The 21894-nt window shown below is 74.9% G+C and carries 19 protein-coding genes and 2 pseudogenes; 11 read left to right on the top strand and 10 right to left on the bottom strand.

What is annotated here, in order from left to right:
- Positions 1 to 18 precede the first annotated feature (18 nt).
- Positions 19 to 585 (bottom strand): DoxX family membrane protein, encoded by a 567-nt coding sequence (locus AB0D66_RS08570; RefSeq protein WP_362298654.1) that lies wholly within the window; start codon positions 583 to 585, stop codon positions 19 to 21.
- A 125-nt stretch (positions 586 to 710) separates the two neighbouring features.
- Here AB0D66_RS08570 and AB0D66_RS08565 point away from each other — a divergent pair, with 125 nt between their 5' ends.
- Positions 711 to 1181, top strand: a complete 471-nt coding sequence (locus AB0D66_RS08565; RefSeq protein ID WP_362298652.1) for a MarR family transcriptional regulator — start codon at positions 711 to 713, stop codon at positions 1179 to 1181.
- Between the two features lie 48 nt (positions 1182 to 1229).
- On the top strand, positions 1230 to 1535 hold the full coding sequence (locus AB0D66_RS08560; RefSeq protein ID WP_362298649.1) for a DUF1232 domain-containing protein: 306 nt from the start codon (positions 1230 to 1232) through the stop codon (positions 1533 to 1535).
- 7 nt (positions 1536 to 1542) lie between these two features.
- On the opposite strand, the gene AB0D66_RS08555 is transcribed toward AB0D66_RS08560, so the two are convergent.
- The gene (locus AB0D66_RS08555) at positions 1543 to 2184 is read right to left on the bottom strand and encodes an alpha-ketoglutarate-dependent dioxygenase AlkB (protein ID WP_362298646.1); all 642 of its coding nucleotides are present in this window, start codon (positions 2182 to 2184) and stop codon (positions 1543 to 1545) included.
- 138 nt (positions 2185 to 2322) lie between these two features.
- Between AB0D66_RS08555 and dhaL the strand changes: the two are divergent.
- Both dhaL and AB0D66_RS08545 read left to right on the top strand, forming a co-directional pair.
- Positions 2323 to 2913, top strand: a pseudogene (gene dhaL, locus AB0D66_RS08550) (dihydroxyacetone kinase subunit DhaL); the annotation flags it as partial.
- 303 nt (positions 2914 to 3216) lie between these two features.
- Positions 3217 to 3597, top strand: a complete 381-nt coding sequence (locus AB0D66_RS08545) for a PTS fructose transporter subunit IIA (protein WP_362298867.1) — start codon at positions 3217 to 3219, stop codon at positions 3595 to 3597.
- A gap of 239 nt (positions 3598 to 3836) precedes the next feature.
- Here the strand turns inward: AB0D66_RS08545 and AB0D66_RS08540 are convergent, their stop codons facing one another.
- On the bottom strand, positions 3837 to 4235 hold the full coding sequence (locus tag AB0D66_RS08540; RefSeq protein WP_362298643.1) for an RNA-binding S4 domain-containing protein: 399 nt from the start codon (positions 4233 to 4235) through the stop codon (positions 3837 to 3839).
- A 372-nt stretch (positions 4236 to 4607) separates the two neighbouring features.
- Between AB0D66_RS08540 and modA the strand changes: the two genes are divergently transcribed.
- From modA to AB0D66_RS08525, 3 genes are all read left to right on the top strand, one after another.
- Positions 4608 to 5423 carry a molybdate ABC transporter substrate-binding protein gene (gene modA / locus AB0D66_RS08535; RefSeq protein WP_362298640.1) on the top strand — a complete coding sequence of 272 codons (816 nt, stop codon included), beginning with the start codon at positions 4608 to 4610 and terminating at the stop codon, positions 5421 to 5423.
- A 175-nt stretch (positions 5424 to 5598) separates the two neighbouring features.
- Entirely contained in the window at positions 5599 to 7533 is a 1935-nt protein-coding gene (locus tag AB0D66_RS08530) for an ABC transporter permease (RefSeq protein WP_362298637.1), read from the top strand.
- A gap of 119 nt (positions 7534 to 7652) precedes the next feature.
- The gene (locus AB0D66_RS08525; protein ID WP_362298634.1) at positions 7653 to 8528 is read left to right on the top strand and encodes a DUF4328 domain-containing protein; all 876 of its coding nucleotides are present in this window, start codon (positions 7653 to 7655) and stop codon (positions 8526 to 8528) included.
- 3 nt (positions 8529 to 8531) lie between these two features.
- Here AB0D66_RS08525 and AB0D66_RS08520 read toward each other — a convergent pair whose 3' ends face one another.
- From AB0D66_RS08520 to AB0D66_RS08510, 3 genes are all read right to left on the bottom strand, one after another.
- Positions 8532 to 10604, bottom strand: coding sequence for a SpoIIE family protein phosphatase (locus tag AB0D66_RS08520; RefSeq protein WP_362298631.1), 2073 nt, complete (start codon positions 10602 to 10604; stop codon positions 8532 to 8534).
- 103 nt (positions 10605 to 10707) lie between these two features.
- On the bottom strand, positions 10708 to 11367 hold the full coding sequence (locus tag AB0D66_RS08515) for a response regulator transcription factor (protein WP_362298628.1): 660 nt from the start codon (positions 11365 to 11367) through the stop codon (positions 10708 to 10710).
- A gap of 19 nt (positions 11368 to 11386) precedes the next feature.
- Positions 11387 to 12604: a histidine kinase gene (locus tag AB0D66_RS08510; RefSeq protein WP_362298625.1), complete on the bottom strand. Its 1218-nt coding sequence runs from the start codon at positions 12602 to 12604 to the stop codon at positions 11387 to 11389.
- A gap of 126 nt (positions 12605 to 12730) precedes the next feature.
- On the opposite strand from AB0D66_RS08510, the gene AB0D66_RS08505 reads away from it, so the two are divergent.
- Positions 12731 to 12970: a hypothetical protein gene (locus AB0D66_RS08505; protein ID WP_362298622.1), complete on the top strand. Its 240-nt coding sequence runs from the start codon at positions 12731 to 12733 to the stop codon at positions 12968 to 12970.
- Between the two features lie 699 nt (positions 12971 to 13669).
- On the opposite strand, the pseudogene AB0D66_RS08500 reads toward AB0D66_RS08505, so the two are convergent.
- A pseudogene (locus AB0D66_RS08500) lies at positions 13670 to 14695 on the bottom strand (DUF6777 domain-containing protein); the annotation flags it as partial.
- A gap of 93 nt (positions 14696 to 14788) precedes the next feature.
- On the opposite strand from AB0D66_RS08500, the gene AB0D66_RS08495 reads away from it, so the two are divergent.
- Positions 14789 to 16075, top strand: coding sequence for a streptophobe family protein (locus AB0D66_RS08495; protein WP_362298619.1), 1287 nt, complete (start codon positions 14789 to 14791; stop codon positions 16073 to 16075).
- A 40-nt stretch (positions 16076 to 16115) separates the two neighbouring features.
- Here AB0D66_RS08495 and AB0D66_RS08490 read toward each other — a convergent pair whose 3' ends face one another.
- Genes AB0D66_RS08490 through AB0D66_RS08480 form a run of 3 tightly spaced genes read right to left on the bottom strand, consistent with a single transcriptional unit; the run spans position 16116 to position 20118 of the window.
- Positions 16116 to 17081, bottom strand: a complete 966-nt coding sequence (locus AB0D66_RS08490) for a serine/threonine-protein kinase (protein ID WP_362298615.1) — start codon at positions 17079 to 17081, stop codon at positions 16116 to 16118.
- Positions 17081 to 17752 (bottom strand): hypothetical protein, encoded by a 672-nt coding sequence (locus AB0D66_RS08485; RefSeq protein ID WP_362298612.1) that lies wholly within the window; start codon positions 17750 to 17752, stop codon positions 17081 to 17083. Before AB0D66_RS08485 ends, AB0D66_RS08490 begins: the two co-directional genes overlap by 1 nt.
- Positions 17749 to 20118 (bottom strand): FHA domain-containing protein, encoded by a 2370-nt coding sequence (locus AB0D66_RS08480; protein WP_362298609.1) that lies wholly within the window; start codon positions 20116 to 20118, stop codon positions 17749 to 17751. The genes AB0D66_RS08485 and AB0D66_RS08480 overlap by 4 nt, the downstream gene beginning before the upstream one ends.
- 162 nt (positions 20119 to 20280) lie before the next feature.
- Here AB0D66_RS08480 and AB0D66_RS08475 point away from each other — a divergent pair, with 162 nt between their 5' ends.
- Together AB0D66_RS08475 and AB0D66_RS08470 are read left to right on the top strand one after the other, a co-directional pair.
- Positions 20281 to 21333: a cation diffusion facilitator family transporter gene (locus AB0D66_RS08475; RefSeq protein WP_362298606.1), complete on the top strand. Its 1053-nt coding sequence runs from the start codon at positions 20281 to 20283 to the stop codon at positions 21331 to 21333.
- Between the two features lie 67 nt (positions 21334 to 21400).
- A complete protein-coding gene (locus AB0D66_RS08470; protein ID WP_362298603.1) occupies positions 21401 to 21880 on the top strand; it encodes an NUDIX domain-containing protein in 480 nt (159 codons plus the stop codon).
- Positions 21881 to 21894: the final 14 nt, after the last annotated feature.

The raw sequence follows: 21894 nt of genomic DNA, 5'->3' as shown, positions 1-21894 counted from the left end.
GGATCCGAAGGGGACGGCCTAGCTCCGGACGAGGAGCAGCACGGCGCCGAGGACCACCCCGAGGGTGAGGGCGAGGGCGCCGTGGGACAGGCGGTGGCCGCGCAGGACCGGCAGGAAGCGGTCGGCGGCGTACCGGCCGGGGCCGGTCAGGGCGAGGGCGGCCGCGCCCGCGGTCAGCAGCAGTTCGTACTCGATGCCCTGGGGGGCGAAGAAGGATCCGGCGCCGTGGACGGCGATCGCGTTGATGAGGGTGCCGACGACGGCGGCGCCGGCGAGCGGGGTCAGCAGTCCGGCGGCGAGGCCGAGACCGCCGAGGGTCTCGGTCAGGCCGGCGAGGACGGCCATGGCCTCTCCGGCGGGGTAGCCGCTGGCGGTGAAGAACTGCCCGGTGCCGCTGACGCCGCCGCCCCCGAACCAGCCGAAGAGCTTCTGGGAGCCGTGCGCGGCCATGGTCAGGCCGAGGACGAGGCGCAGGAGCAGCAGCCCGGCGTCGTGGCCCGGGGTCGAGGGGGCGAAGCGGGCTGCGGGCTGGTCGGCCGGTGCGGGGGCCTGCGGCTTCGCCGGTGCGGCGGAGGGACTGGTCATGGGGGGAGTTCCTTCCGGTCGGGCGGTTCGAGGGGACGGATGGGGCAGGAGTTGTTCAAATTCGAACCGCCGGGCCCGACCCTAGCCTTTGATTCAAATTGGAACAACCCATGTAGGGTGGGGCCATGGCTGAAACGAGATGGCTGGACGACCGCGAGAAGCGCGCCTGGAGCGGGTTCCTGGCCGCGTCGGCGCTGGTGAACCGCCGCCTCGACCAGCAGTTGAAGGACGACTCCGGGCTCTCGCACCCCCAGTACGAGATCCTCGTACGGCTCGCCGCGGCCCCCGGCGGCGAGCTGCGGATGACCGAACTGGCCAATGGCCTGATCAACTCCAAAAGCGGGCTGACCTACCAGGTCACCCAGATGGAGAAGGCCGGCCTGGTCCGTCGCCGCAGCTGCCCCTCCGACGTGCGGGGGGTCTTCGCCGTGCTCACCGAGGCCGGCCGGGCCCGGCTGGACGAGGCGGCGCCCGGACACGTGACCACGGTCCGGGAGGTCCTCATCGACGTCCTGACCCCCGAACAGCTCGACGCGCTCGCCGACGGGCTGGGCGAGGTCGGCCGGCGCCTGAGGGCCCAGGGCTCGGGCTCGTGAACCGCGGGCGGGCGGTATGCGGGCCCGCCGGGCGGGTATAGGCGCGCAATGGACGCAAAGATCTGGCTCTGGCTCGCCCTGGCCGTCGCGACCGGGCTCGCGATCACCGCGGCCGTGCTGCTGGTACGGGTCCTGCGGGCCCGGCGGATGCTACTGGACGCCGGGATCCCGCTGCGCGACAAGGCCTTGTTCTGGGTCGCCGTGATCTACACCGTCTCGCCGGTGGACCTGATTCCGGACCCGGTGTACCTGGACGACATCGGCGTCCTGCTGCTGGCCCTGCGCTCGCTGCACGCGGCCGCGGCCGCCGCGGCGGGCACGGTCCGCCCCGCGAAGGAGCCCGACCGGGTGTGACCGCGGGTCACATCACGCCGCGGGGGCGGAACTGGACGCTGATGCGCGGGCCCACGGCCCGCGTCGACTTGGGCACGGCGTGCTCCATGGTCCGCTGGCAGGAGCCGCCCATGACGACGAGGTCGCCGTGCCCGAGCGGCAGCCGCAGCAGGGCGGGGCCGCCGTCGCGGGGGCGCAGCGCGAGGTCCCGGGGGTCACCGACGGAGACGATCGCGACCATCGTGTCCTCGGTGGAGGAGCGGCCCGTCCGGTCCCCGTGCCAGGCCACGCTGTCCCGGCCGTCGCGGTAGAGGCACAGCCCGGCGGTGACGAAGGGCTCGCCGAGCTCGGCGGCGTAGTGACGGCTCAGGGTCTCGCGGGCGTCGGTGAGGACGGCATGCGGGAGGGCTTCGTCCGCCCCGTAGAAGGCGAGCAGGCGCGGCACCTCGACCTCGCGCTCGTACATCTGCCGCCGCTCGGCGCGCCAGGGCACCTCGGCGGCCAGCCGCTCGAAGAGCGCGTCGGCCCCGGTCAGCCAGCCGGGCAGGTGGTCGACCCAGGCCCCGGCCCCGAGTGCGGTGCGCCGCAGGCCGGCGAGCGACCCGAGGCCGATCTCGTCACCCTGGTCGAAGAGGGAACCCTGCAGGCCCATGCCCTGTACTGCGTGCATGCCTCCACCCTAACCCCATAACCGAACACCTGCACGAATAACGCCCTCCCCCGTGCAGACGGCCGCGCTGCGCTGGGGCCGCTGACCGTAAGGTGGCGGTGAGGCCCGCCCGGGCTGATCCCGATACGAGGAGATCCGGTGCGTGACGCAGACTTCTTCCGGCGCTGGATGGCGGCCACCGCGGCCGTGGTGGAGCGCGAGGCGGACCGGCTGACCGAGCTCGACTCGCCCATCGGGGACGCGGACCACGGGAGCAACCTGCTGCGGGGCTTCGTCGCGGTAGGGGCGGCCCTGTCGGCGGAGGCCCCGGGGACCCCGGGCGGGGTGCTCCAGCTCGCGGGGCGGACCCTGATCTCGACCGTCGGCGGCGCGTCGGGGCCGTTGTACGGGACGCTGCTGAGGCGCACCGGCAAGGAGCTCGGGGAGGCCGCGGAGGTCTCCGACGAGGCGCTGCGCCAGGCCCTTCACGCGGGCGTGGGCGCGGTGGCCCGGCTGGGCGGGGCCGCGCCGGGCGACAAGACGATGCTGGACGCCCTGGTCCCGGGGGTGGCCGCGCTGGGCACCTCCTACCGGGCGGCCGCGGAGGCGGCCGAGCAGGGGGCGCTGGCGACGGTGCCGCTGCGGGCGCGCAAGGGCCGGGCCAGCTACCTCGGCGAGCGGAGCATCGGCCACCAGGACCCGGGCGCGACCTCGTCGGCGCTGCTGCTGGCGGCGCTGGCCGAGGCCGCGGAAGCGACGGCACAGGACCCGGGGACGGCGGAGGCCGCGGAGGCGGCGCAGGACCCGGGGGCGGCGGAGGCCGCGGAAGCGACGGCACAGGACCCGGGGGCGGCGGAGGCCGCGGAAGCGACGGCGCAGGACCCGGGGGCGGCGGAGGCCGCGGAAGCGACGGCACAGGACCCGGGGGCGGCGGAGGCCGCGGAGGCGGCGCAGGACCCGGGGGCGGCCGCTCCCGCCTCGCCGGTACCGCCGCACTCGGCCTCCCCCGAGGGCGGTGACAGCGGCGAGGCGGGAGCGGGCCTGGTCGGCATCGTGCTGGTCTCGCACAGCGCGCAGGTCGCCGAGGCGGTGGCGGAGCTCGCCCGGGGCTTGGCGGCGGGCGGCCCGATGGCGGCGGTGGCCGCTGCGGGCGGCACGGCCGAGGGCGGCCTCGGCACGAGCGCGGAGCGCATCCTCGCGGCCGCGCGGGAGGTGGACCGCGGCGCCGGCGTCGCCCTGCTGGCGGACCTGGGCAGCTCCGTGCTGACGGTGAAGTCCCTGCTGGCGGAGGGCGAACTGCCGCCGGGCTCCCGGCTGGTGGACGCACCGTTCCTGGAGGGAGCGGTGGCAGCGGTGGTCACCGCCTCCGCCGGAGCCCCCCTGCCGATGGTCGAAACCACCGCGAACGAGGCCTACGCCTACCGCAAGGCCTGAGCCCGGCGAGGCGAAGCCGGCCGGCGCGGCCGGCGGGCGTCTCGCACAGCGCGCAGGTCGCCGAGGCGGTGGCGGAGCTGCGGAACTCGCCCGGGGCCTGGCGGCGGGCGGCCCGACCGCGGCCGGCCGGCGCGGCCGGCGGCCGAGGGCGAACGGCCGCCGGCCTCCCGGCTGGTGGACGCGCCGTCCCTGGACGGCCGGGGCCGGGCGGCGGTCGTGGGTGCCGGCCCCGCCGGAGGCTACGGGCGGCCGCGGAGGGTTTCGATCTCCCGGCGTTCGCGCTTCGTCGGTCGGCCCGCTCCGCGGTCGCGGATGCCCACCACCGCGGCCTCCACGGGGCTCGGCGGCGGCGGGCTCTTGTCGATCAGGCACTCGGCGGCGACCGGAGCCCCCACGCGCTTGGACACCGGCCGGCGCACCACGACGATGCGCTCCCGCCCCGCGTGGAACAGCCGCACCTCGTCACCCGCGCGCACGGGCTGCGCCGGCTTCGCGCGCTCCCCGTTGACCTTCACATGGCCCGCCCGGCAGGCGGTCGCCGCCGTCGAGCGGGTCTTCGTCAGGCGCACGGACCAGATCCACGCGTCCACCCGCACGGATCCCGTGTCCGTACCCGATCCCGATACCTCATCAGCCATGCCCCGACTCTAGTGCTGTGGCCGGAAAGGTCTGCCGGGGCGCGGCGTCCGGTGCGGTGCATCGCAAGGCGGAGGGCCACGGCTCGCACTGGACGTACGTGCGCGGTCCGACAACGCGGCGAGGTGCCGTGCCGGGCGTCGCGACCCGGTGAACCTCTGCGGTCACAGCACCAGCGAGGCGGGCCCGGATGGCCGAAGGACTTTCGGCGGATATCACAAGAGCTATGGCATCTGCCATGTAGATGACCCCAAGCCAATTGCAAATGCGCCACGGATGGCCCTACCTTGTCGCACGTGCAGTCCCGCCGCATCCAGGACCGCCACGGTCCCGGCACAAGGCCGGCCGCCGACTCGACCGAGGAGCCTCCACCCATGTCCGCGCCCCTGAACCGCCGCCGCGCCGCCGCCGCCGTGCTGACCGCCGCCCTGCTCGTCCCGCTGGCCGCCTGCGGCAACGGCGGCGGGGACACCGGGGCCGCCGGTTCCGCCGGCCCCTCGGCCTCCGCCTCCGCCGAGCCCAAGGCCGCGAACCTCACCGTCCTCGCCGCCTCCTCCCTCACGGACGTCTTCAAGACCGCGGGTGCCGCGTACGAGAAGGCCCACCCCGGCACGAAGGTGACCTTCTCCTTCGCCGGTTCGCAGGAGCTCGCGGCGCAGGTCAAGCAGGGCGCCCCGGCCGACGCGCTGGTCACCGCCGACACGAAGACGATGGACGGGCTGCGGGGCGAGACGGGCGAGGCCAAGATCATCGCCAAGAACCGGCTGGTCATCGCGACCGGCAAGGGCAACCCGTTCAAGATCGCCGCCCTCAAGGACCTCGCCGACACCAAGATCAAGGTCGTGCTCGCCGCGCCCGAGGTCCCGGTGGGCCGCTACAGCAAGGAGATCCTGGACAAGCAGGGCGTCACGGTGAAGCCCGTCTCCCAGGAGCCCAACGTGCGCGCCGTGCTCAGCAAGGTCGAGCTGGGTGAGGCCGACGCGGGGCTCGTCTACCGGACCGACTCCGCCAAGTCGGGCGACAAGGTCGTCGCCGTGGACATCCCGGACGCCGAGAACGCGGTGGCCTCCTACCCGGCCGCCACCCTGAAGCAGTCCAAGAACCCCGAGGCCGCCGCCGCGTTCGTGGCCTGGCTGAGCACCCCGGAGGCGCAGAAGATCCTCCAGGGCGCCGGCTTCCAGCAGGCCTAGGGAGCAGACCGGCGGGCGGCAGGCCCCTCCCGGCCTGTGCCGCCCGCCGCCCACCGCCCGCATCCGAAAACGCCGAGCAGGGCTGCCCGGTCCGGGGGGACGGGCAGCCCTTCGCATGGGGCGCGGCCGTCCCGCGTACGCTTCCCCGCAGCCGCCCCCGAGCCAGAAACGCCCCATGAGCAGACTCCGCACCCGCACCCGGCCCCCCGTGACCCTCGCGCTCCCGGCGCTGCTCGCCGTCGCGTTCCTGCTGCTGCCGCTGATCGGCATCCTCAGCCGCACCCGGTGGAGCGAGCTCGGCACCCATCTCGGCAGCCCCGGCGTGGTCCAGGCCCTGAACCTGTCGCTCGTCGTGTCCTTCTGGGCCCTCGGCCTCTCGCTGCTCCTCGGCGTGCCGCTCGCCTGGCTGCTGGCCCGCGTGGAGTTCACGGGCAAGGCCCTGGTCCGCTCGCTGGTCCTGCTGCCGATGGTGCTGCCGCCGACCGTCGGCGGTGTCGCCCTGCTGCTCGGCTTCGGCCGGCGCGGGCTGCTGGGGCCCTGGCTGGAGGAGACCTTCGGGGTCACCCTGCCCTTCCACACGTCGGGGGCCGTCGTCGCGGCGACCTTCGTGGCGATGCCGTTCCTCGTGATCAGCCTGGAGGGGGCCCTCGGCGGGCTGCGGCAGAGCTACGAGGAGACCGCCGCGTCCCTCGGCGCCTCGCCGGTCCGCGTGTTCTTCACGGTGACCCTGCCGATGGTGGCCCCCGGCCTGATCGCCGGCGCCGCGCTCACCTGGGCCCGCGCGCTCGGCGAGTTCGGCGCGACCATCACCTTCGCCGGGAACCTGCCCGGCACCACCCAGACGCTGCCGCTCCAGGTGTACCTGCTGCTCCAGGACGAGCCCGAGGCCGCGACCTCCGTCTCCCTGCTGCTGCTCGCGATCGCCATGGGCGTACTGATCGCCCTGCGCGGCCGCTGGACGGGCACGCCCGCCGCCCGCAAGCCCGCCGGGGCGCCGCCCACCGCCGAGGAGCCGTCCGCACCGGCGCCCGCGTCCCCCCGGGATTCGGCGGCGGCCGCCCCGGCCGAGGCCGGGCACTGGTCCCTGCACGCGGCCGTCACCGGCTTCAACCGGCTCACCCTCGACGCCGAACCGGGCACCACGATCGCCGTGGTCGGCGAGAACGGCGCCGGGAAGACCACCCTGCTGCGCGCCCTCCTCGGCCTGACGCCGCGCGCCCACGCCGAGCTCCGGCTCGGGGACACCGACGTCACCGCCCTGCCCCCGCACCGCCGGAAGGTCGCCTGGGTCCCGCAGGACGGCGCCCTCTTCCCGCACCTGAGCGCGCTGGCCAACACCGCGTACGGCCTGCGGGCCCACGGGGTGGGGCGGACCGAGGCCCGCCTGGACGCCCAGGCCTGGCTGGACCGGCTCGGCGTCGGGCACCTGGCCGCGCGCAAGCCCGCCCAGCTCTCCGGGGGCCAGGCGCAGCGCGTCGCCCTCGCCCGCGCCCTGGCGGCCCGCCCCCGGCTGCTGCTGCTCGACGAACCGCTCGCCGCCCTCGACCAGACCACCAGGGCCCATGTCCGGCACACCCTGCGCACACACCTGGCCGGCTTCGGCGGGGTCTGCCTCATCGTCACGCACGACCCCGTCGAGGCGGTCTCGCTGGCCGACCGGGTCCTCGTGCTCTCCGACGGGCAGACCCTCCAGGACGCGCCGCCCTCCGAGGTGACCCGGCATCCGCGCTCCCCGTGGGTGGCGCGGATGCTGGGGCGCAACGCCTGGCCGGGCACGGCCTCCGCGCACGGGCTGGACCTGGCCGCCGGGGGCCGCCTCGTCGTCGCCGAGGCGCTGCCCGAGGGGGCGCAGGCCCTCGCGATCATCGCCCCGGAGGCGGTGTCCGTGCACCGGGACCGGCCGGGCGGCAGTCCCCGCAACGTGTGGCCGGGCACGGTACGGGAGGTCACGGCGGTCGGCAGCAGGCTGCGGGTGCTGATCGCCCCGCAGGACGCGCCGGACCTGGTCGCGGAGATCACCCCGGAGGCCGCCGCGGAGCTGGGCATCGTCGACGGGGCCGAGGTGTGGACCAGCGTGAAGGCCACCGAGGTCACCCTCGTACGCCTCTAGCGCGCCGCCGCCGGAATCGTTTGGACGCACGTCAGCGGCCTGGCATATGTTCTGCGGTGCCTGCGCGCCCGTCGCGGGCGCCATCCGCATGTCACGCGTCCCGTGGGGGGTCCTCCGTCATGTCCTTCAGCGCGCCCGGCTCACCGCCGCCGCCAGGCTCACCGCCGCCGTACGACGCGGCCGGCCCGTTTCCGGGGCAGCCGCACCCGCAGCAGCCGTACCCGGCGCCGCCCTATGCCGGGTCGCCCGACCCGGCGCCGCCCTACCCCGGGTCGCCCTACCCCGGGCAGCCGTACCCGGGCCCCCCGTACCCCGGCCCGCCGCCGTCCGCCGACGTACTGCGTTCCCCGCAGGCCCTCGCGACGGCGCTGACCGTGCTGCTGTCCCTCGCGGGCGCGGTCAACCTGTTCTCGGCGGGCGCCCACCTGTTCGCCTGGTCGCTGATGAAGGACCTGATCGCCGACCCCGACCAGGCCACGCGCGACGCGCTCAGCACGTCGGACGTCCTCACCGCCTTCGCCGGGGGCCTGCAGCTCCTGGCGCTGCTCGGCACGGCGACCGTCTTCGTCATCTGGTTCCACCGGGTGCGCGTGAACGGCGGGATCTTCCGCCCCGACGCCTTCACCATGGGGCGCGGCTGGGCCATCGGCGCCTGGTTCATCCCCCTCGGCAACCTGTTCCTCCCCTTCCGCATCGCCCGCCAGGTCTGGACGGCCAGCACCCAGCTCGGACCCGACGGATCCTGGCGCCCGGTCTCCGCCGCGCCCCTCACGGCCTGGTGGGTGGTCTGGGTCCTCGCGGCCTGCGTCGACCGCGTCTTCGCGCAGATGTACAAACGGGCCGAGACCCCCGAGGCCGTGCGCGACGCCTCCGCCGTCGGCGTCTTCTCCGACCTGCTCATGGTCGCCGCCGCGGTGCTCGCCGTGCTGTTCGTCCGCAAGCTCACCGCCCTGCAGAACACCAAGGCCGTGCAGGGCCCGTACGCCGCCGTCTGAAGGTCAGCCGGCCGCCGGCTGCGGGGCGGTGACGGCGAACTCGCACCACACGCGCTTCCCGCCGCCCCGGGGCTCCACGCCCCAGGCGTCCGCGAGCTGTTCCACCAGGAGCAGCCCGCGTCCGGAGACCGCCCAGTCCCCCGCCTCACGGCGCCTCGGCAGGGCGCTGCTGGAGTCCTCGACCTCAACGCGGATCCGGCCCTCCGCCGTCAGCCGCATGCCGAGCTCGGCGGGGCCGTCGGTGTGGACCAGGGCGTTGGTCATCAGCTCGTCCGCCGCGAGTTCGATCTCGTCGGCCCGGTCCCCTGCTCCCCAGGCGGCCGCGGCCGCTCGGATCAGGTGCCGGGCCATCGCCGGGGCTTCCGGATCGCCGGGGTCCAGCCGGTGGTGCAGCGGGCCGCCGCCGCGCCCGGTGGGCGTGCCGCGGCGGCGCAGGACGAGCAGGGCCATGTCGTCGCCGCCTCCCGAGTCGCCGACCAGGTCGCACAGGACGTCGGCCAGTTCCTCCACATCGACCGGGCCGCCGCGGACCGCGTCCATGAGCTCCCGCATGCCGGTGTCGAAGTCCGCCCCGGGCCGTTCGACCAGCCCGTCCGTGCACAGCAGCAGGGTGTCACCGGGGTGCAGCTCGATGCTGGTGACCGGGTAGCCGGAGCCGCTGCCGGACTGCTCGCGGGGCGGCAGCCCGAGCGGCAGCCCGCCGGCCACCTGGACCCGGTGGCAGCTGCCGTCCCCGCGCCGCACCACCGGGTCGAGGTGGCCGGCGCGGACCATCCGGAGCATCCCGCTGGTGAGGTCCACTTCCGCGTACGTGCAGGTGGCGAACCGTTCGGTCTGCAGCTCGCGCAGGAAGGCGGAGGCCCGTGCCATGGCGGTGCCGGGGGTGTGCCCCTCGACGATGTAGGCGCGCAGCACGATGCGCAGCTGGCCCATGACGGCGGCCGCGTCCGTGTCGTGGCCCTCCACGTCACCGATCATGACCCCGACGCGGCCTTCGCCGAGCGGGATCACGTCGTACCAGTCGCCGCCGATGTCCCGCCCCATCCGGGCGGAGCGGTAGCGCACGGCGATCAGCGCGCCCGGCACGTCGGGGATCCGGCGGGGCAGCATGGCCCGTTGGAGGCCCTCCGCCAGGTCGTGCTCCTGCTCGAAGAGCATGGCGCGCTGGAGGCTCTGCGCGATGCCGCTGCCGAGCGCCATCAGCAGGTTGCGCTCCTCGGCGGTGAAGTCCCCGTCGCGGGTGTAGAGCAGCCCGAGCGCCCCGATGGGCCGCCCCTGGGCGATCAGCGGCAGGTAGACCCCGCTGCGCACGGACAGCGGCTCGATGTACGGCCACAGCTGCGGGTAGCCCAGCTGGAACTCCTCCCGTGAGGCGAGGTAGACCGGCTGCATGGTGCGTACGGCCTCGCTCATCGGGAGCTGCGCGTCGATCCGGGTGTACTCGATCTCGGGCACGTACGAGCCCAGCTGGCCCTCCGCGACCAGGTGGATGCGACCGCCGTCGACGACGCCCAGCATCACGCTGACGGCGCCGAGGTGGCCGAGGGCCTCCGGATCCTTGAGGACGTCGGTCACGTCGTTGACGGTGCGGGCGTGGGCGAGGATGGCCGTGGTCCGTTCGACGACGCCGGTCATCCGGCGCCGCCCCTCCGCGCGCTCCCCGGCGGCGCCGGGCTCCCCGGGGTCGTGGGCGGCGTCGCGGAGGATTCCGATGACCCGGTACGGGCGCCCGCCCGGGTCTCGCATGATGTGCCCCTGGATGTGGAGCCAGGCCAGGGTTCCGTCCCGGCGGCGGCCGCGGACGTAGGCCCCGTAGTGGCTGTGCCCGTCCTCCAGGGCCTGCGCGACCCGGGCCTCGAGGCGGGCCTCGTCGGCGGGCGGGATGCGGGGGCGCAGCCCGGCGGTGGTCCCGTCGAACTCGTCCGGGCGCAGGTCGATGACCTCGAGGGCGGTGGGATCGAGGAACATCCGTCCGCTGTCGAGGTCCCAGTCGAAGGTGCCCATGCGGTTGAGCGCCAGGCTTGTGTCCGGCCGCGCGGGCCAGTCGACCTCGGGATTCCGTCCCCACTGGGCCATGCAGCCAGCGTCTCACTCCCCGCGGCCTTTCTCCTCATATCGCCCCCGAGCGGCGAAAACGGCCGGGCCCGGCCGAGGAGCCCGGCCTGATCGGAGAGGCGCCCTAGTCCTCCGGCGGGGTCGCGTCGTGGACCAGCAGGGCGATCTGGACGCGATTGTTGAGGTGCAGCCGGGTCAGGATCCGGGAGACGTGCGTCTTCACGGTCGGCAGGGCCAGGTGCAGTTCGCGCCCGATCTCCGCGTTGGACAGGCCGCGCCCGACCGCCAGCGCCACCTCCCGCTCCCGTCCGGCCAGCAGCGCCAGCCGTTCCCGGGCCGCGGCCGCCCGGGTGTCCTGGCCGGTGCCGGCCGCCACCCGGTCGATGAGCCGGCGGATGACCGCGGGCGAGAGCACCGGGTCTCCGGCGGCCACCGCCCGGATCGCCGTCACGATCTCGTGCGGCGGGGTGTCCTTGAGGACGAAGCCGGCCGCCCCGGCCCGCAGCGCCCGCAGGACGTGCGCGTCGGTGTGGAAGGTGGTCAGGACCAGCACCTCGGGCGCGCCGGGCCGGGCCCGCAGGGCCTCGGTGGCGGCCAGTCCGTCCACGCCCGGCATCCGGATGTCCATCAGCACCAGGTCGGGGCGGTAGGAGGTGACCAGCGCGGGCACCTCGGCGCCGTCCGCTGCCTCCGCGACGAGCTCGATGTCCGGGGCGCCGCCGAGCATGAGGCGCAGCCCGGCCCGGACGATCGCGTCGTCGTCGACCAGCAGTACCCGGATCACCCGCGCCCCTTCCCTGTGTTCAGTGCTGCCAGGGTAGCCACGCGGCCACCCGGAACCCGCCGTCCGCGGGGCCGGCCGTGAGCTCGCCGCCCGCGAGCCGGGCCCGCTCGGCCAGTCCGATCAGGCCCTGTCCGCCGCCCGCGCCCGGCCCGCGGTCCGGACCGGGCCCCGGAGCCGGACCGGGCGGCCGGTCGCTGCGCACCTCCACCGTCAGCCGCTCCCCCGGGACCCCCGCCACCCGCACCCGGACCGTCGCACCGGGCGCGTGCTTGCGTACGTTGGTCAGCGCCTCCTGCACGATCCGGTACGCGGTGCGCCCCGCGAGCGGCGGCGGGGCGGGCCCCTCCGGGGGCCCGGCCAGCTCGATCCGACCGCCCGCCGCCCGGACCTCCGCCACCAGCCGCTCCAGGTCCGCCAGTTCCGGTTGCGGCCGCTCCCGCTCCGCGGTGTCGGTGCCCGTTCCCGACCGGAGCACTCCGATGACCTCGCGCAGGTCGTGCAGGGCGAGGTGCGCGTTCTCCCGGATCACCCCGGCGGCCCGGGCGGTCTCCGCGGGCGGTGCGCCCGGGTTGTACTCGAGGGCGCCCGCGTGCACGCTCAGCAGCGACAGCCGGTGCCCGAGTACGTCGTGCATCTCGCGGGCGATCTCCTCGCGCACCTCCATCCGGACCCGCTGGGCCCGCGACTCCGCGTCCGCCTCGGCCAGTTCGGCGCGTTCCCGCAGCGAGGCGATCAGCTGCTGCCGGGACCGCCGGAACAGGCCCCAGCCGAGGGACCCGGCGATCAGGGCGAAGTACGTGACCGCCGGGCCCGCCCGCTCGTCGGACATGCCGGGCAGCCGCCACAGGAAGAGCGGGAGCGGGGCGAAGGCCAGGGCGGCCACCCAGGCCGTGATCCGCCAGGGCCGGCTCGCGGCCACCGTGAACACCGCCACCAGCGCCGGGCCGGTCAGATAGTGCGCCTGTGTGCCCGCCAGCAGGAGCACCACCGCGAGCTGCACCGGCCAGCGCCGCCGCAGCAGCACCGCCGCGCAGGCCAGCCCGCCGGCCGCCTGGTCGGCGGCGCGCCAGGCGGGTCCGATGCTGTCGGCCACCGGGATGGACTGCGAGCTGACGGCCGCGAAGCAGGCGGCGAAGAGGACGAGAGCCAGGTCGGCGGCCCAGTCCCGGCGGGTGCGGGAGATCCGCCGGAGCCGGGGGATCCGGTGGATGCCGGGGATGCGGGGGAAGCGGCGCATGTCCCGGAAATCTACGCGGGCCCGGCGGTGGCCGGACCTCCGCGCGGCCAACCGGATACTTAAGTACCCCTCGCCGGCGCCCAACGGCCGATCCGCCGCCCGAGCCCGCCCGCCTACCGTCGGGGCATGACCTCAACCACACCCGGATCCCCCGCGACGGCCCTGTCGGGGCTGATCGGCTTCGTCCTCGTCGTCGGCGGCGCGAGCGGCCTGCTGCACGAATGGCTCGGTTGGTTCCACTTCATGGGCTTCGTCCGCTTCCTGGTCCCGGAGGGTTACGAGCCCTACGGCTACGGGGTGATGGTGGCGCTCGGGATCGCGGTGGGCGCGGCGGGCGACTCGCTCGCCGGACGGCGGCGTCGGTAGGGGCCGCCTCCCCGCGGGGGGCGGCCCCTACTGGCCCCTTACAGGCCCGACGGGCTGCTACTCCTCAGGCCGGTCGGGGTCGGGTTGGGCCGGTCCGGGCTCCTCGGGGGCGGGGGCCTCCGGGCTGGGCTCCGCGGGGGCGGGCTCCTCAGGGCTGGGGACGACCGGCGGCGGCGGAAGCGGCACCGAGGGCGCCGGAGTCGGAACCGGGGCCGGCGGCACCTCCGCCTCGGGTGTGGTCGGCGGCGGGGACTCCGGTTCCACCGACCGCGGTTCGGTCGGCGGCACGGAGGTGGCCGGCGGGGTCGCCTCGGTCGGGGACGGCGTGGGCGACGCGGCGGGTGACGCGGACGGGGACTCCGGCGAAGGGGACGCCGTGGGCGACTCCTCCCTCGACGGGGTCGGCGATGGCGTCTCGGACGGGGTCTCGGAAGGTGCCTCGGACGGGGTCTCGGACGGGGTCCTGGACGGCGTCTCCGACGGAGTCACGGACGGGGTCCTGGACGGCGTCTCCGACGGGGTCCCGGAAGGCGTCCGCGAGGGCGTTCCCGACGGCGTCGGCGACCCGGTCGGGGTCGGCGTCGGCGTCAACGGCGAGCCGGTGGGCCTGGTCGGCGTGGGGAACGACGGAGTCGTCGTGGTGATCGGCGGAGTCGGGAACACGGGCGGCGGCACCCGCCGGTCGGGCCGGCTGGGACGGTCGCCGGGGACCCGCTCGTACCAGTGCCCGTTGCCCTGGTCGTAGATCACGAAGTTGTTCACGATGGTCACCGACGGTGCGATGACGACGACCCGCGCGGGCTGGTACGTGTTCCACACCTGCCCGAAGCGCTTCGGGTTGGCCCTGAGTGCCACCGGCGGCCCGAGCGGGTTCCCGCACGCGCACCGCACCCGCGGCACCCCGCGGTCGTCCACCAGCACGGCCGTTCCGGCCTGGAGCACCGCCTGGTAGGAGGTGGCCTTGCCGTCCCGGAAGCCGTGGTTCGTGACCCGGGTGTCCAACCGCAGCTGCATCGGGGTGAGCGAGCGGAGGTAGCCGGGGACGGCCGCCGGCTGGATGCCGAGGGCCGAGGCGAAGGCGCTGTTCCGGTCCGGCTGCGCGGACAGCACCCGGATCTGCTTCTCGACGTCGCAGCTGGCGACGTTCCTGGTGCCGCTGTACACGCCCGGCGAAGCGCCGTTGACGGTCCGGGTGCCCGAGGGGGCCGTGGTGCCCGGCGCCCTGGTCGCGGGCCGCGTACCGGTCTCGGGGGGCCTGCCCGTCTCGGGCCGCTTGCCGGTCTCGGGCGGCTTGCCGGTCTCAGGGGGCCTGCCGGTCTCGGGAGGCTTCCCCGTCCCGGTCGGCGGTGGGGTCTCCGGGGGCGGCGGGGCCTCGCTCACCGCGGTGGACTCGGTGAACGGGTCCGGGCCCGAGGCGGCCACCGGCTGGAGGAACACCTCGCCGCCCTCGGCCGTCCCGGAGGGCCTGGTCAGCACCACGGCCAGGGCCACCGCGGCCGCCACCGCGACGAGCGCGGTGGCGAGCCGGGGTACGGACCGCCACCACGGGCCCTTGGCCGGGCCGCCGGGGCCGCCGGGGCCGCCCGCGCCACCGGGCCCACCGGGCGGCGCGGAAGGGGGTGGAGGCGGCGGAGGAGGCCCTTGCTGCCCGCCCGAGAGCGGGCCTGACGGCGGCCCGGTGGGGCGCTCTGACGAGGGCGGTCGGCCGGAGGGTTGCGTGGTCACGGGCTCTCCTTCACAGGAGGAGTGAGTTCCCTGCGGACCATTGTGTGCGCCGTCCGGGTGGTGCCCGCAAGCCGAGAGTGCCACGGTTGCAGGGTGAGCCAGACACCGAGATCACCGTCGTCCGGGGGCTCCGCGGGGGCATGGCGTGACGCCCTCGTCGCCGTCGTCGCGGCCTTCGCGGTGATGACCGCGGTCGCCGCGGCCGGCCTGGCGTTCGCGGGCGCGGGCGATCTGCCCGGCGGCGCGTTCCCCCGGGTGGTCGCCGCGGTCGTCGTGATGGCGGCCGGCGGTTCGGTCGAGGTGTCGGGCGGAGCCGGATTCCTGGCGGGGGCGAACGCGAACCTGTCGGTGCTCCCGCTCTCGGTGAGCCTGGCCGGCGCCCTCACCGCCGGCTACTGCTTCCTGCGTCCGCTGCACAACCGTGCGGTCGCCCGGCCCCGCGAACTCCTCGGCCGGGCGGTCCCGTTGATCGTCCTGTGGCTCCTCGCACTGACCGGCGCGGGCTACCTCGCCCGGCAGACGTTCGGGCTCACCACCGGCGACTCCCCCATCGGAGTGATCGGCGAACTCCTCGACTCCGCCCCGACGGTGGGGTTCCGGGCCAACCTGCCCGCCACGATCCTCTTCGGACTGCTGTGGATCATCGGCCTGTTGCTGGTGGCCCTGCTGGTCTCCCGCCGCGCACCGCTCCCGGCCGGGCTGGTCCGCTTCCACGCCGCGGTGCGCCCCGCCGCCTTCGCCACGGTCGTGCTGCTGCTGGCGTACGTCGTCCTCGGCATCGGGGTCGGCGTGGTCGTGGCCGCCACCCAGGGCCACGCCGCCCGGACCCTGGCCGTGATCCTGCTGGGCCTGCCGAACCTGGTCTGGCTCGCGCTCACCCTGGGCTTCGGCGGTGCCTGGGAGGGCCGGGTGGAGGGCCCGTTCGGGCTGCCGATGCCCCCGTTGCTGGACCACGTCCTGCGCGGCTCCGACCTGTCCTCGGTCGACGTGGCCTCGCTCGCCGAGCGGGACTCCCGCGCCTGGTGGCTGGTGGCGGTGGCCGCGGTCCTGCTGCTCTGCACCGGCGTACTGGCGGCCGTACGCTCCCCCGCGCACGTCCGCCCCTGGCAGCACGCGCTGCACCTGGCGGTGGCCCTGGCCCTCGCGACGCTGATGGTCTGCCTGCTGGCGCGGGTCCAGGCCCAGTTCGGCCTCTCCCTCCTGGGGATCGGCGACGAGGACGGCCTCGGCGGCAGGGTGGAGCTCCTGCCGGTCCTGTGGCGCACGGTCGGCCTCGCCCTCCTGTGGGGCGCGGTGGCGGGCTTCCTGGGCGCGCTCCTGGCCCGGCCGGTGCGCCACCGCGGCCGCGTCGACGAGCCCGCCGCGGCCCCCCGCCCTTGACGCCGGGCCGGCGCCACCGCCGCGCCCTTGGCGGAGTACCTCAGGCGTCCCGTCCGAACACCGGGAGCGCCCACGCCGGAGGAGGCGGGGGCGCGGTGTCCGGCGGGGGCGCCGGGCGGGGCGGGGGGCCGGCGGACGCGCCGGCGAGGCGCAGCGCTCCGGTGAACTCCAGGCAGGTGCTCCAGCGGTCCTCCGGGGACTTGGCCAGCGCCTTCGCCAGGACCTCGTCCAACGCCTCGGGCAGCCCGGGCCGCCGCGAGGACAGCGGCGGTGGCGCGTCGTACTGGTGGGCCCACAGCAGGGCCATGTCGTCGTCCCGCTCGAACGGCGGGCCGCCGGCCAGGGTTTCGTAGACCACGCAGGCGAGGCTGTACACGTCGCACCGGCCGTCCACCGGCTTGCCGGAGATCTGCTCCGGCGCCACGTAGTCCAGGGTCCCGACGAACTGCCCCACGCTGGTGAAGCCGGTCAGGGACAGCGACTTCTTCGTCAGTCCGAAGTCCGTGAGGTACACGTGCTCGGGGTGGTCGCTGTCCGTGCCCCGTGCGACGAGGATGTTGCCCGGTTTGACGTCGCGGTGCACGAGGTCGTGGTCGTGCGCCGCGTCCAGCGCCGAGGCGACCTGCCCGGCGATCCGGACGGCCGTGTCCACCGGGAGCGGCCCGGCGCGGTTCAGCATGGCCCGCAGGTCCTGCCCGGGGACGTAGCGCATCGCGATGTACAGCAGCCCGTCCGTCTCGCCCGCCTCGAAGACGGGCACGATGTGCGGGTGGTCGATGGCCGCGGCCACCTTCGACTCGTACGCGAACCGCTGCCTGAAGGTGTCGTTCCGGGCCAGTTCGGGGGCCAGCAGCTTCAGCGCCACCGTACGGTCCAGGTTCAGGTCGCGCGCCCGGTAGACGACGGCCATGCCGCCGCGTCCGATCTCGCTCTCCACCACGTATCCGGCGATGCGTTTGCCCCGCAGGTCGGAGGGGCGCCCGCCGACCGGATCCGGCGTGGCCATCACTCGCCGCCGTGCCCGGGCTTGTCGACGATGCGGGTCGGGGCGTGCCCCATCTCCGGTTCGGGCTCCACGTCGAGCTGTACCGCGACCGGATCGGGCGCCGAAGCCTCCGCGGGCGGGGTCGCGGGCGGCGAGGCCGGTGCGGGCGGGGTGCCCGGTCCGAGGGGTGCTCCCGGTCCGGCGACGGCCGCGTAGGTCATCATCCGGGACCCGTCGCCGTACATCCACCGGCCCGCCGACTCGTCGTACAGCCACACGGACTCCCCGTCGATGACGATCCCGGCGCGCAGGCCCCGTACGGACCGCCGGAAGGCATCGCTGTCCGTGCGCCCGGCGGCGAGTTCGGCGACGGCCCGCCGGTAGCGGTCCAGGGACGCGGCGCCGCGGTCGAGCTGGGGTCCGGGGTCCTCGGCGCGTCCCGGGGGGCGTCCTGCGGCGGTCGGCGGCGGCTGCGGTACCGAGACCAGCAGGCGGCCGTCCACCCAGGCGGACCAGCCGTTGGCGCACAGGACCTCCCCCCAGTCGCCGCGCCGGGTCAGCAGCTGTACGGGGAGGAAGGCGTCGAGCGGCACGGTCGGGCGGGAGGCGTCCGGGGTCTCCCAGGCGGGCAGGCCCTCCTGGGGGACGATGTGGGTGGGGTGGAAGTCCGCGACCCCCTCGGAGAAGCTCATTTCCGCGGCTGCTTCCGCATGACGGCCGGCTCGTGCCTGCGCAGCAGCCGGGACACCAGGACGCCGAAGAGCACGGACAGGACCGGCAGCATGGAGATGCTGATCAGCCACACGCCGGCCTCGTGCCGGAAGATCGGGTCCTGGGTGAGCCGGCCGGGGACGATGGCGCCGAGCCCGATGGTGCCGCCCATCGCGCCCATCGCCCACCGGGCGGGCGCGAGCCAGGCCACCTGTTCGAGGACGGCGACGTCGTAGAGCTTCAGCAGGGTGCCGCAGAAGACGACCTGGACGATGGCGAGGAGGACCAGCAGGGGCATGGTGACCTCCTCCTTGCGGACCAGGGCGGAGATCAGCAGTCCGAGCATCATCGCGGTGAAGGACAGCAGGGCGACGGCGAGGGTGATCTCGATCAGCGGTGGCAGGATGATCCCCTTGCCGTCCGGGGCGTTCAGTTTCACTCCGCCGAGGGCCACGAGGGTCAGCACCACGGCCTGGCCGACCGTGATCGTGCCGAGTACCACCACCTTGGACATCAGGTAGGCGGAGCGGGACAGCCCGACGGCGCGTTCGCGCTGGTAGATCACGCGTTCCTTGACGAGTTCGCGCACCGCGTTGGCGGCGCCGGTGAGCACGCCGCCGATGGTCAGGATGAGCAGGGCGTTCAACGCGGTCTCGGCGGTGAGGGTGCTTCCGGCGAGCGCGCGGGCCATGGCGCCCATCATGAACGGCAGCGCGACCATGATCACGAGGAAGGTGCGGTCGGCGCCGAGCACGGCGGCGTACCGGCGGATCATGGTGGACAGCTGGGAGCCCCAGCTCTGCGCCTTGGGCGGGGGCAGCGGCGCGGCCCGGGCGGGCCCCGCGGCCGCGTCGGCCGGTCCGGTCCCGCGCGCGGTGGCGTCGTGGACGTAGCGGCGGTGGACGGGCGAGGCGCGGTAGGCCCCCGCCCAGTCGCGGCCCTGCTGGGTCTCGAAGGCCTCGAAGGCCTCCGGCCAGTGGTCGAAGCCGAAGAAGTCGAGGGCCTCCTGGGGCGGGCCGAAGTAGGCCACGCGCCCGCCGGGGGCCAGGAACAGCAGCCGGTCGCAGACGTCGAGGCTGAGCACGCTGTGGGTGACGACGATGACGGTGCGGCTGTCGTCGGCGAGTCCGCGCAGCATGTGCATGACCGAGCGGTCCATGCCGGGGTCGAGGCCGGAGGTGGGTTCGTCGAGGAAGAGCAGGGACGGCTTGGTGAGCAGTTCCAGGGCGACGGAGACGCGTTTGCGCTGGCCGCCGGAGAGGCTGTGGATGGGCTGGTCGGCGCGCTGGACGAGGCCGAGCTCCCGGATCACCTCGTCGACCCGGGCCTCGCGCTCGGCTTTGGCGGTGTCCTGCGGGAAGCGCAGTTCGGCGGCGTAGACGAGGGCGCGGCGGACGGTGAGCTGGGCGTGCAGGATGTCGTCCTGGGGGACGAGGCCGATGCGGCTGCGCAGTTCGGCGTAGTCGCGGTAGAGGTCGCGGCCGTCGTAGAGGACGGTGCCGCGGTCGGCGGGGCGCAGGCCCGTCAGCGCGCCGAGCAGGGTGGACTTGCCCGCACCGCTGGGGCCGACGACGGCGAGCAGGCATTTGGCGCCCACGGGGAAGGAGACGCCGTCCATCAGGGTCTTGCGGCCCCGGTCGACGGCGACGGTGAGGTCCTGGACGTCGAGGGAGACCTCGCCCGTGTCCACGTACTCCTGGAGCTGGTCGCCGACGAGGCAGAAGGCGGAGCGGCCGATGCCGACGATGTCCCCCTCGGCCAGGCGGGCGGCCCCCTCGATCCGGGCGCCGTTGAGATAGGTGCCGTTGTGGCTGCCGAGGTCGGCGATCTCGTAGCTCCCGTCGGCCAGGGCGCGGAGTTCGGCGTGGCGCCGGGACACGATGAGGTCCTCGATGACGAGGTCGTTGTCGGGGCCTCGGCCGATCTTGACGGCGGCGCGGGCGAGCAGCGGGCGTATGGTCGTCGGCTGCCGGAAGGTGCCGGTCATGCCGGGGTTCGAGATCCGGGAGGGGCGGGCCGATCCGGCGGGTGCGTCGACGAGGACGGCGCGCGGGCCGTCCTCGGCGCTGCCGAAGCGCAGCTCGCTGCCGGGGCCGACGATCCATTCGTGGATGCGGTGGCCGTCGGCCCAGGTGCCGTTGGTGCTGCCCTCGTCCTCGACCGTCCAGTGGTCGCCGTCGGGACGCAGCACGGCGTGGTGCCACGAGACGCGGGCGTCCTCGAGGCAGATCTCGCAGAGGGGGTCGCGGCCGACGTGGTAGTTCCGGCCCGGGCTCATCCGTGTGGAGCCCCGGTCGGTCTCCAGAACGAGCTCGGGTGCGGTCGGCACACCGGGGCGCTGGACCATGAGCAGATTTTCCCACGATCCGGGCGACGCGGCACCGGTCGGGCATCACCGCAGGTCAGAGGCCTCTTATGGGTAATGACAACGGTCCCCGTTGCAGCCTTTGCCCATCTCGCCCGGGTGCGCTTCACTTCACGCGACGGAACCGAACAAACGGGGGACGCCATGAGTGGGCACGACCACGGAACCGCGATCGACCATGCGCACGACCACGGCCGCGCGCCCGACGAGGGCGCCGGCAAGGGCCACGGCCACGCCGGGCACAGCCACGGCGTGTCGGCCGACGCCGACCGCCGCTGGCTGGCCATCGCACTCGGCCTGATCGGCACGTTCATGGCCGTCGAGGTGGTCATCGGCGTGGTGGCCAACTCGCTGGCCCTGATCTCCGACGCGGCCCACATGCTGACCGACGCCGTCTCGATCGTCCTCGCGCTGATCGCGATGCGGCTGGCGGCCCGGCCGGCGCGCGGCGGCTTCACGTACGGCCTCAAGCGGGCGGAGATACTCTCCGCCCAGGCCAACGGGCTGACGCTGCTGCTGCTGGCGGTGTGGCTGGCGTACGAGGCGGTGCGCAGGCTCATGGACCCGCCGCCGGTGGAGGGCGGGCTGGTGGTCGTGACGGCGCTGGCGGGCATCCTCGTCAACATCGCCGCGGCCTGGTGCATCTCGCGGGCCAACCGGTCCTCCCTCGCCGTCGAGGGCGCCTACCAGCACATCCTGAACGACCTGTTCGCGTTCATCGGGACCGCCGTCGCCGGCCTGATCGTGCTGACCACCGGATTCCGGCAGGCCGACGCGATCGCCACCCTCGTGGTGGTGGTGCTGATGGTCAAGGCGGGCTACGGGCTGGTCCGCGAGTCCGGCCGGATCCTCCTGGAGGCCGCCCCCGCCCATGTGGACCCGGACGCGGTGGGCGACCGGCTGGTCGGGCACCCGCCGGTCACCGAGGTGCACGACCTGCACATATGGACCATCACCTCCGGGCAGGCGGCCCTGTCGGCGCACGTGCTCGTGGAGCCCGCGGGCGACTGCCACGCGGTGCGCCGGGACCTGGAGCGGCTGCTGGCCAAGGAGTACGGGATCACCCACACCACCCTCCAGGTGGACCACGTGCAGGACGTGCTGCTCACGGTCGGCCGCTCCGGTCAGCAGCCGCGGGACGCGCACTGCGCGGACGCCCACGGCCCGGTCCACCGCGAGGGCCCGCACGACCACTGACGGCGCGTCGCCGGACACCGGCGGGTCCGGTCCATGGCCTGCCGCCGTACGGGGCATACATGGACCCATGACGCACAAGCGCAGTGCCGGACTGCTCCTGTTCCGCCGAACGGGTGAGGATGCCGACCCCCGGATCGAGGTCCTCCTCGGCCACCTGGGCGGCCCGCTCTGGTCGGGGCGGGACGCCGGCGGCTGGGGCATCCCGAAGGGCGAGTACGAACCCGGCGAGACCCCGCGGAACGCGGCCCGCCGGGAGTTCACCGAGGAGATCGGGCTGCCGCCGCCGGAGGGCGAGTACCTTCCCCTCGGCGACGTACGGCTGACCAGCGGAAAACTGGTGACCGTCTGGGCGGTGGAGGCGGACCTCGACCCCGCGCTGATGGTGCCCGGGACCTTCACGATGGAATGGCCGCCGCACTCGGGGACCGTGCAGGAGTTCCCCGAGCTCGACCGGGTGGCGTGGTTCGACCCGTCCACCGCCCGGCAGAAACTGATCGCCTCTCAGGTTCCTTTCCTGGAACGCCTGTTGGAGGTGATCAAGGGCTGATACGCGTCGGCTTG

This window comes from Streptomyces sp. NPDC048270 (genome assembly GCF_040652335.1).
GTDB lineage: Bacteria > Actinomycetota > Actinomycetes > Streptomycetales > Streptomycetaceae > Streptomyces.
The sequence above is the reverse complement of the archived record's forward strand: the minus strand, read 5'-3'. Positions and strand labels throughout refer to the sequence as shown.

What these genes read in the sequence shown, in the direction of transcription:
- AB0D66_RS08570 (WP_362298654.1), bottom strand. Translation starts at nt 585, where the DNA reads ATGACCAGTCCCTCCGCCGCACCGGCGAAGCCGCAGGCCCCCGCACCG.
- AB0D66_RS08565 (WP_362298652.1), top strand. Translation starts at nt 711, where the DNA reads ATGGCTGAAACGAGATGGCTGGACGACCGCGAGAAGCGCGCCTGGAGC.
- AB0D66_RS08560 (WP_362298649.1), top strand. Translation starts at nt 1,230, where the DNA reads ATGGACGCAAAGATCTGGCTCTGGCTCGCCCTGGCCGTCGCGACCGGG.
- AB0D66_RS08555 (WP_362298646.1), bottom strand. Translation starts at nt 2,184, where the DNA reads ATGCACGCAGTACAGGGCATGGGCCTGCAGGGTTCCCTCTTCGACCAG.
- AB0D66_RS08540 (WP_362298643.1), bottom strand. Translation starts at nt 4,235, where the DNA reads ATGGCTGATGAGGTATCGGGATCGGGTACGGACACGGGATCCGTGCGG.
- modA (WP_362298640.1), top strand. Translation starts at nt 4,608, where the DNA reads ATGTCCGCGCCCCTGAACCGCCGCCGCGCCGCCGCCGCCGTGCTGACC.
- AB0D66_RS08530 (WP_362298637.1), top strand. Translation starts at nt 5,599, where the DNA reads ATGAGCAGACTCCGCACCCGCACCCGGCCCCCCGTGACCCTCGCGCTC.
- AB0D66_RS08525 (WP_362298634.1), top strand. Translation starts at nt 7,653, where the DNA reads ATGTCCTTCAGCGCGCCCGGCTCACCGCCGCCGCCAGGCTCACCGCCG.
- AB0D66_RS08520 (WP_362298631.1), bottom strand. Translation starts at nt 10,604, where the DNA reads ATGGCCCAGTGGGGACGGAATCCCGAGGTCGACTGGCCCGCGCGGCCG.
- AB0D66_RS08510 (WP_362298625.1), bottom strand. Translation starts at nt 12,604, where the DNA reads ATGCGCCGCTTCCCCCGCATCCCCGGCATCCACCGGATCCCCCGGCTC.
- AB0D66_RS08505 (WP_362298622.1), top strand. Translation starts at nt 12,731, where the DNA reads ATGACCTCAACCACACCCGGATCCCCCGCGACGGCCCTGTCGGGGCTG.
- AB0D66_RS08490 (WP_362298615.1), bottom strand. Translation starts at nt 17,081, where the DNA reads ATGGCCACGCCGGATCCGGTCGGCGGGCGCCCCTCCGACCTGCGGGGC.
- AB0D66_RS08485 (WP_362298612.1), bottom strand. Translation starts at nt 17,752, where the DNA reads ATGAGCTTCTCCGAGGGGGTCGCGGACTTCCACCCCACCCACATCGTC.
- AB0D66_RS08480 (WP_362298609.1), bottom strand. Translation starts at nt 20,118, where the DNA reads ATGGTCCAGCGCCCCGGTGTGCCGACCGCACCCGAGCTCGTTCTGGAG.
- AB0D66_RS08475 (WP_362298606.1), top strand. Translation starts at nt 20,281, where the DNA reads ATGAGTGGGCACGACCACGGAACCGCGATCGACCATGCGCACGACCAC.
- AB0D66_RS08470 (WP_362298603.1), top strand. Translation starts at nt 21,401, where the DNA reads ATGACGCACAAGCGCAGTGCCGGACTGCTCCTGTTCCGCCGAACGGGT.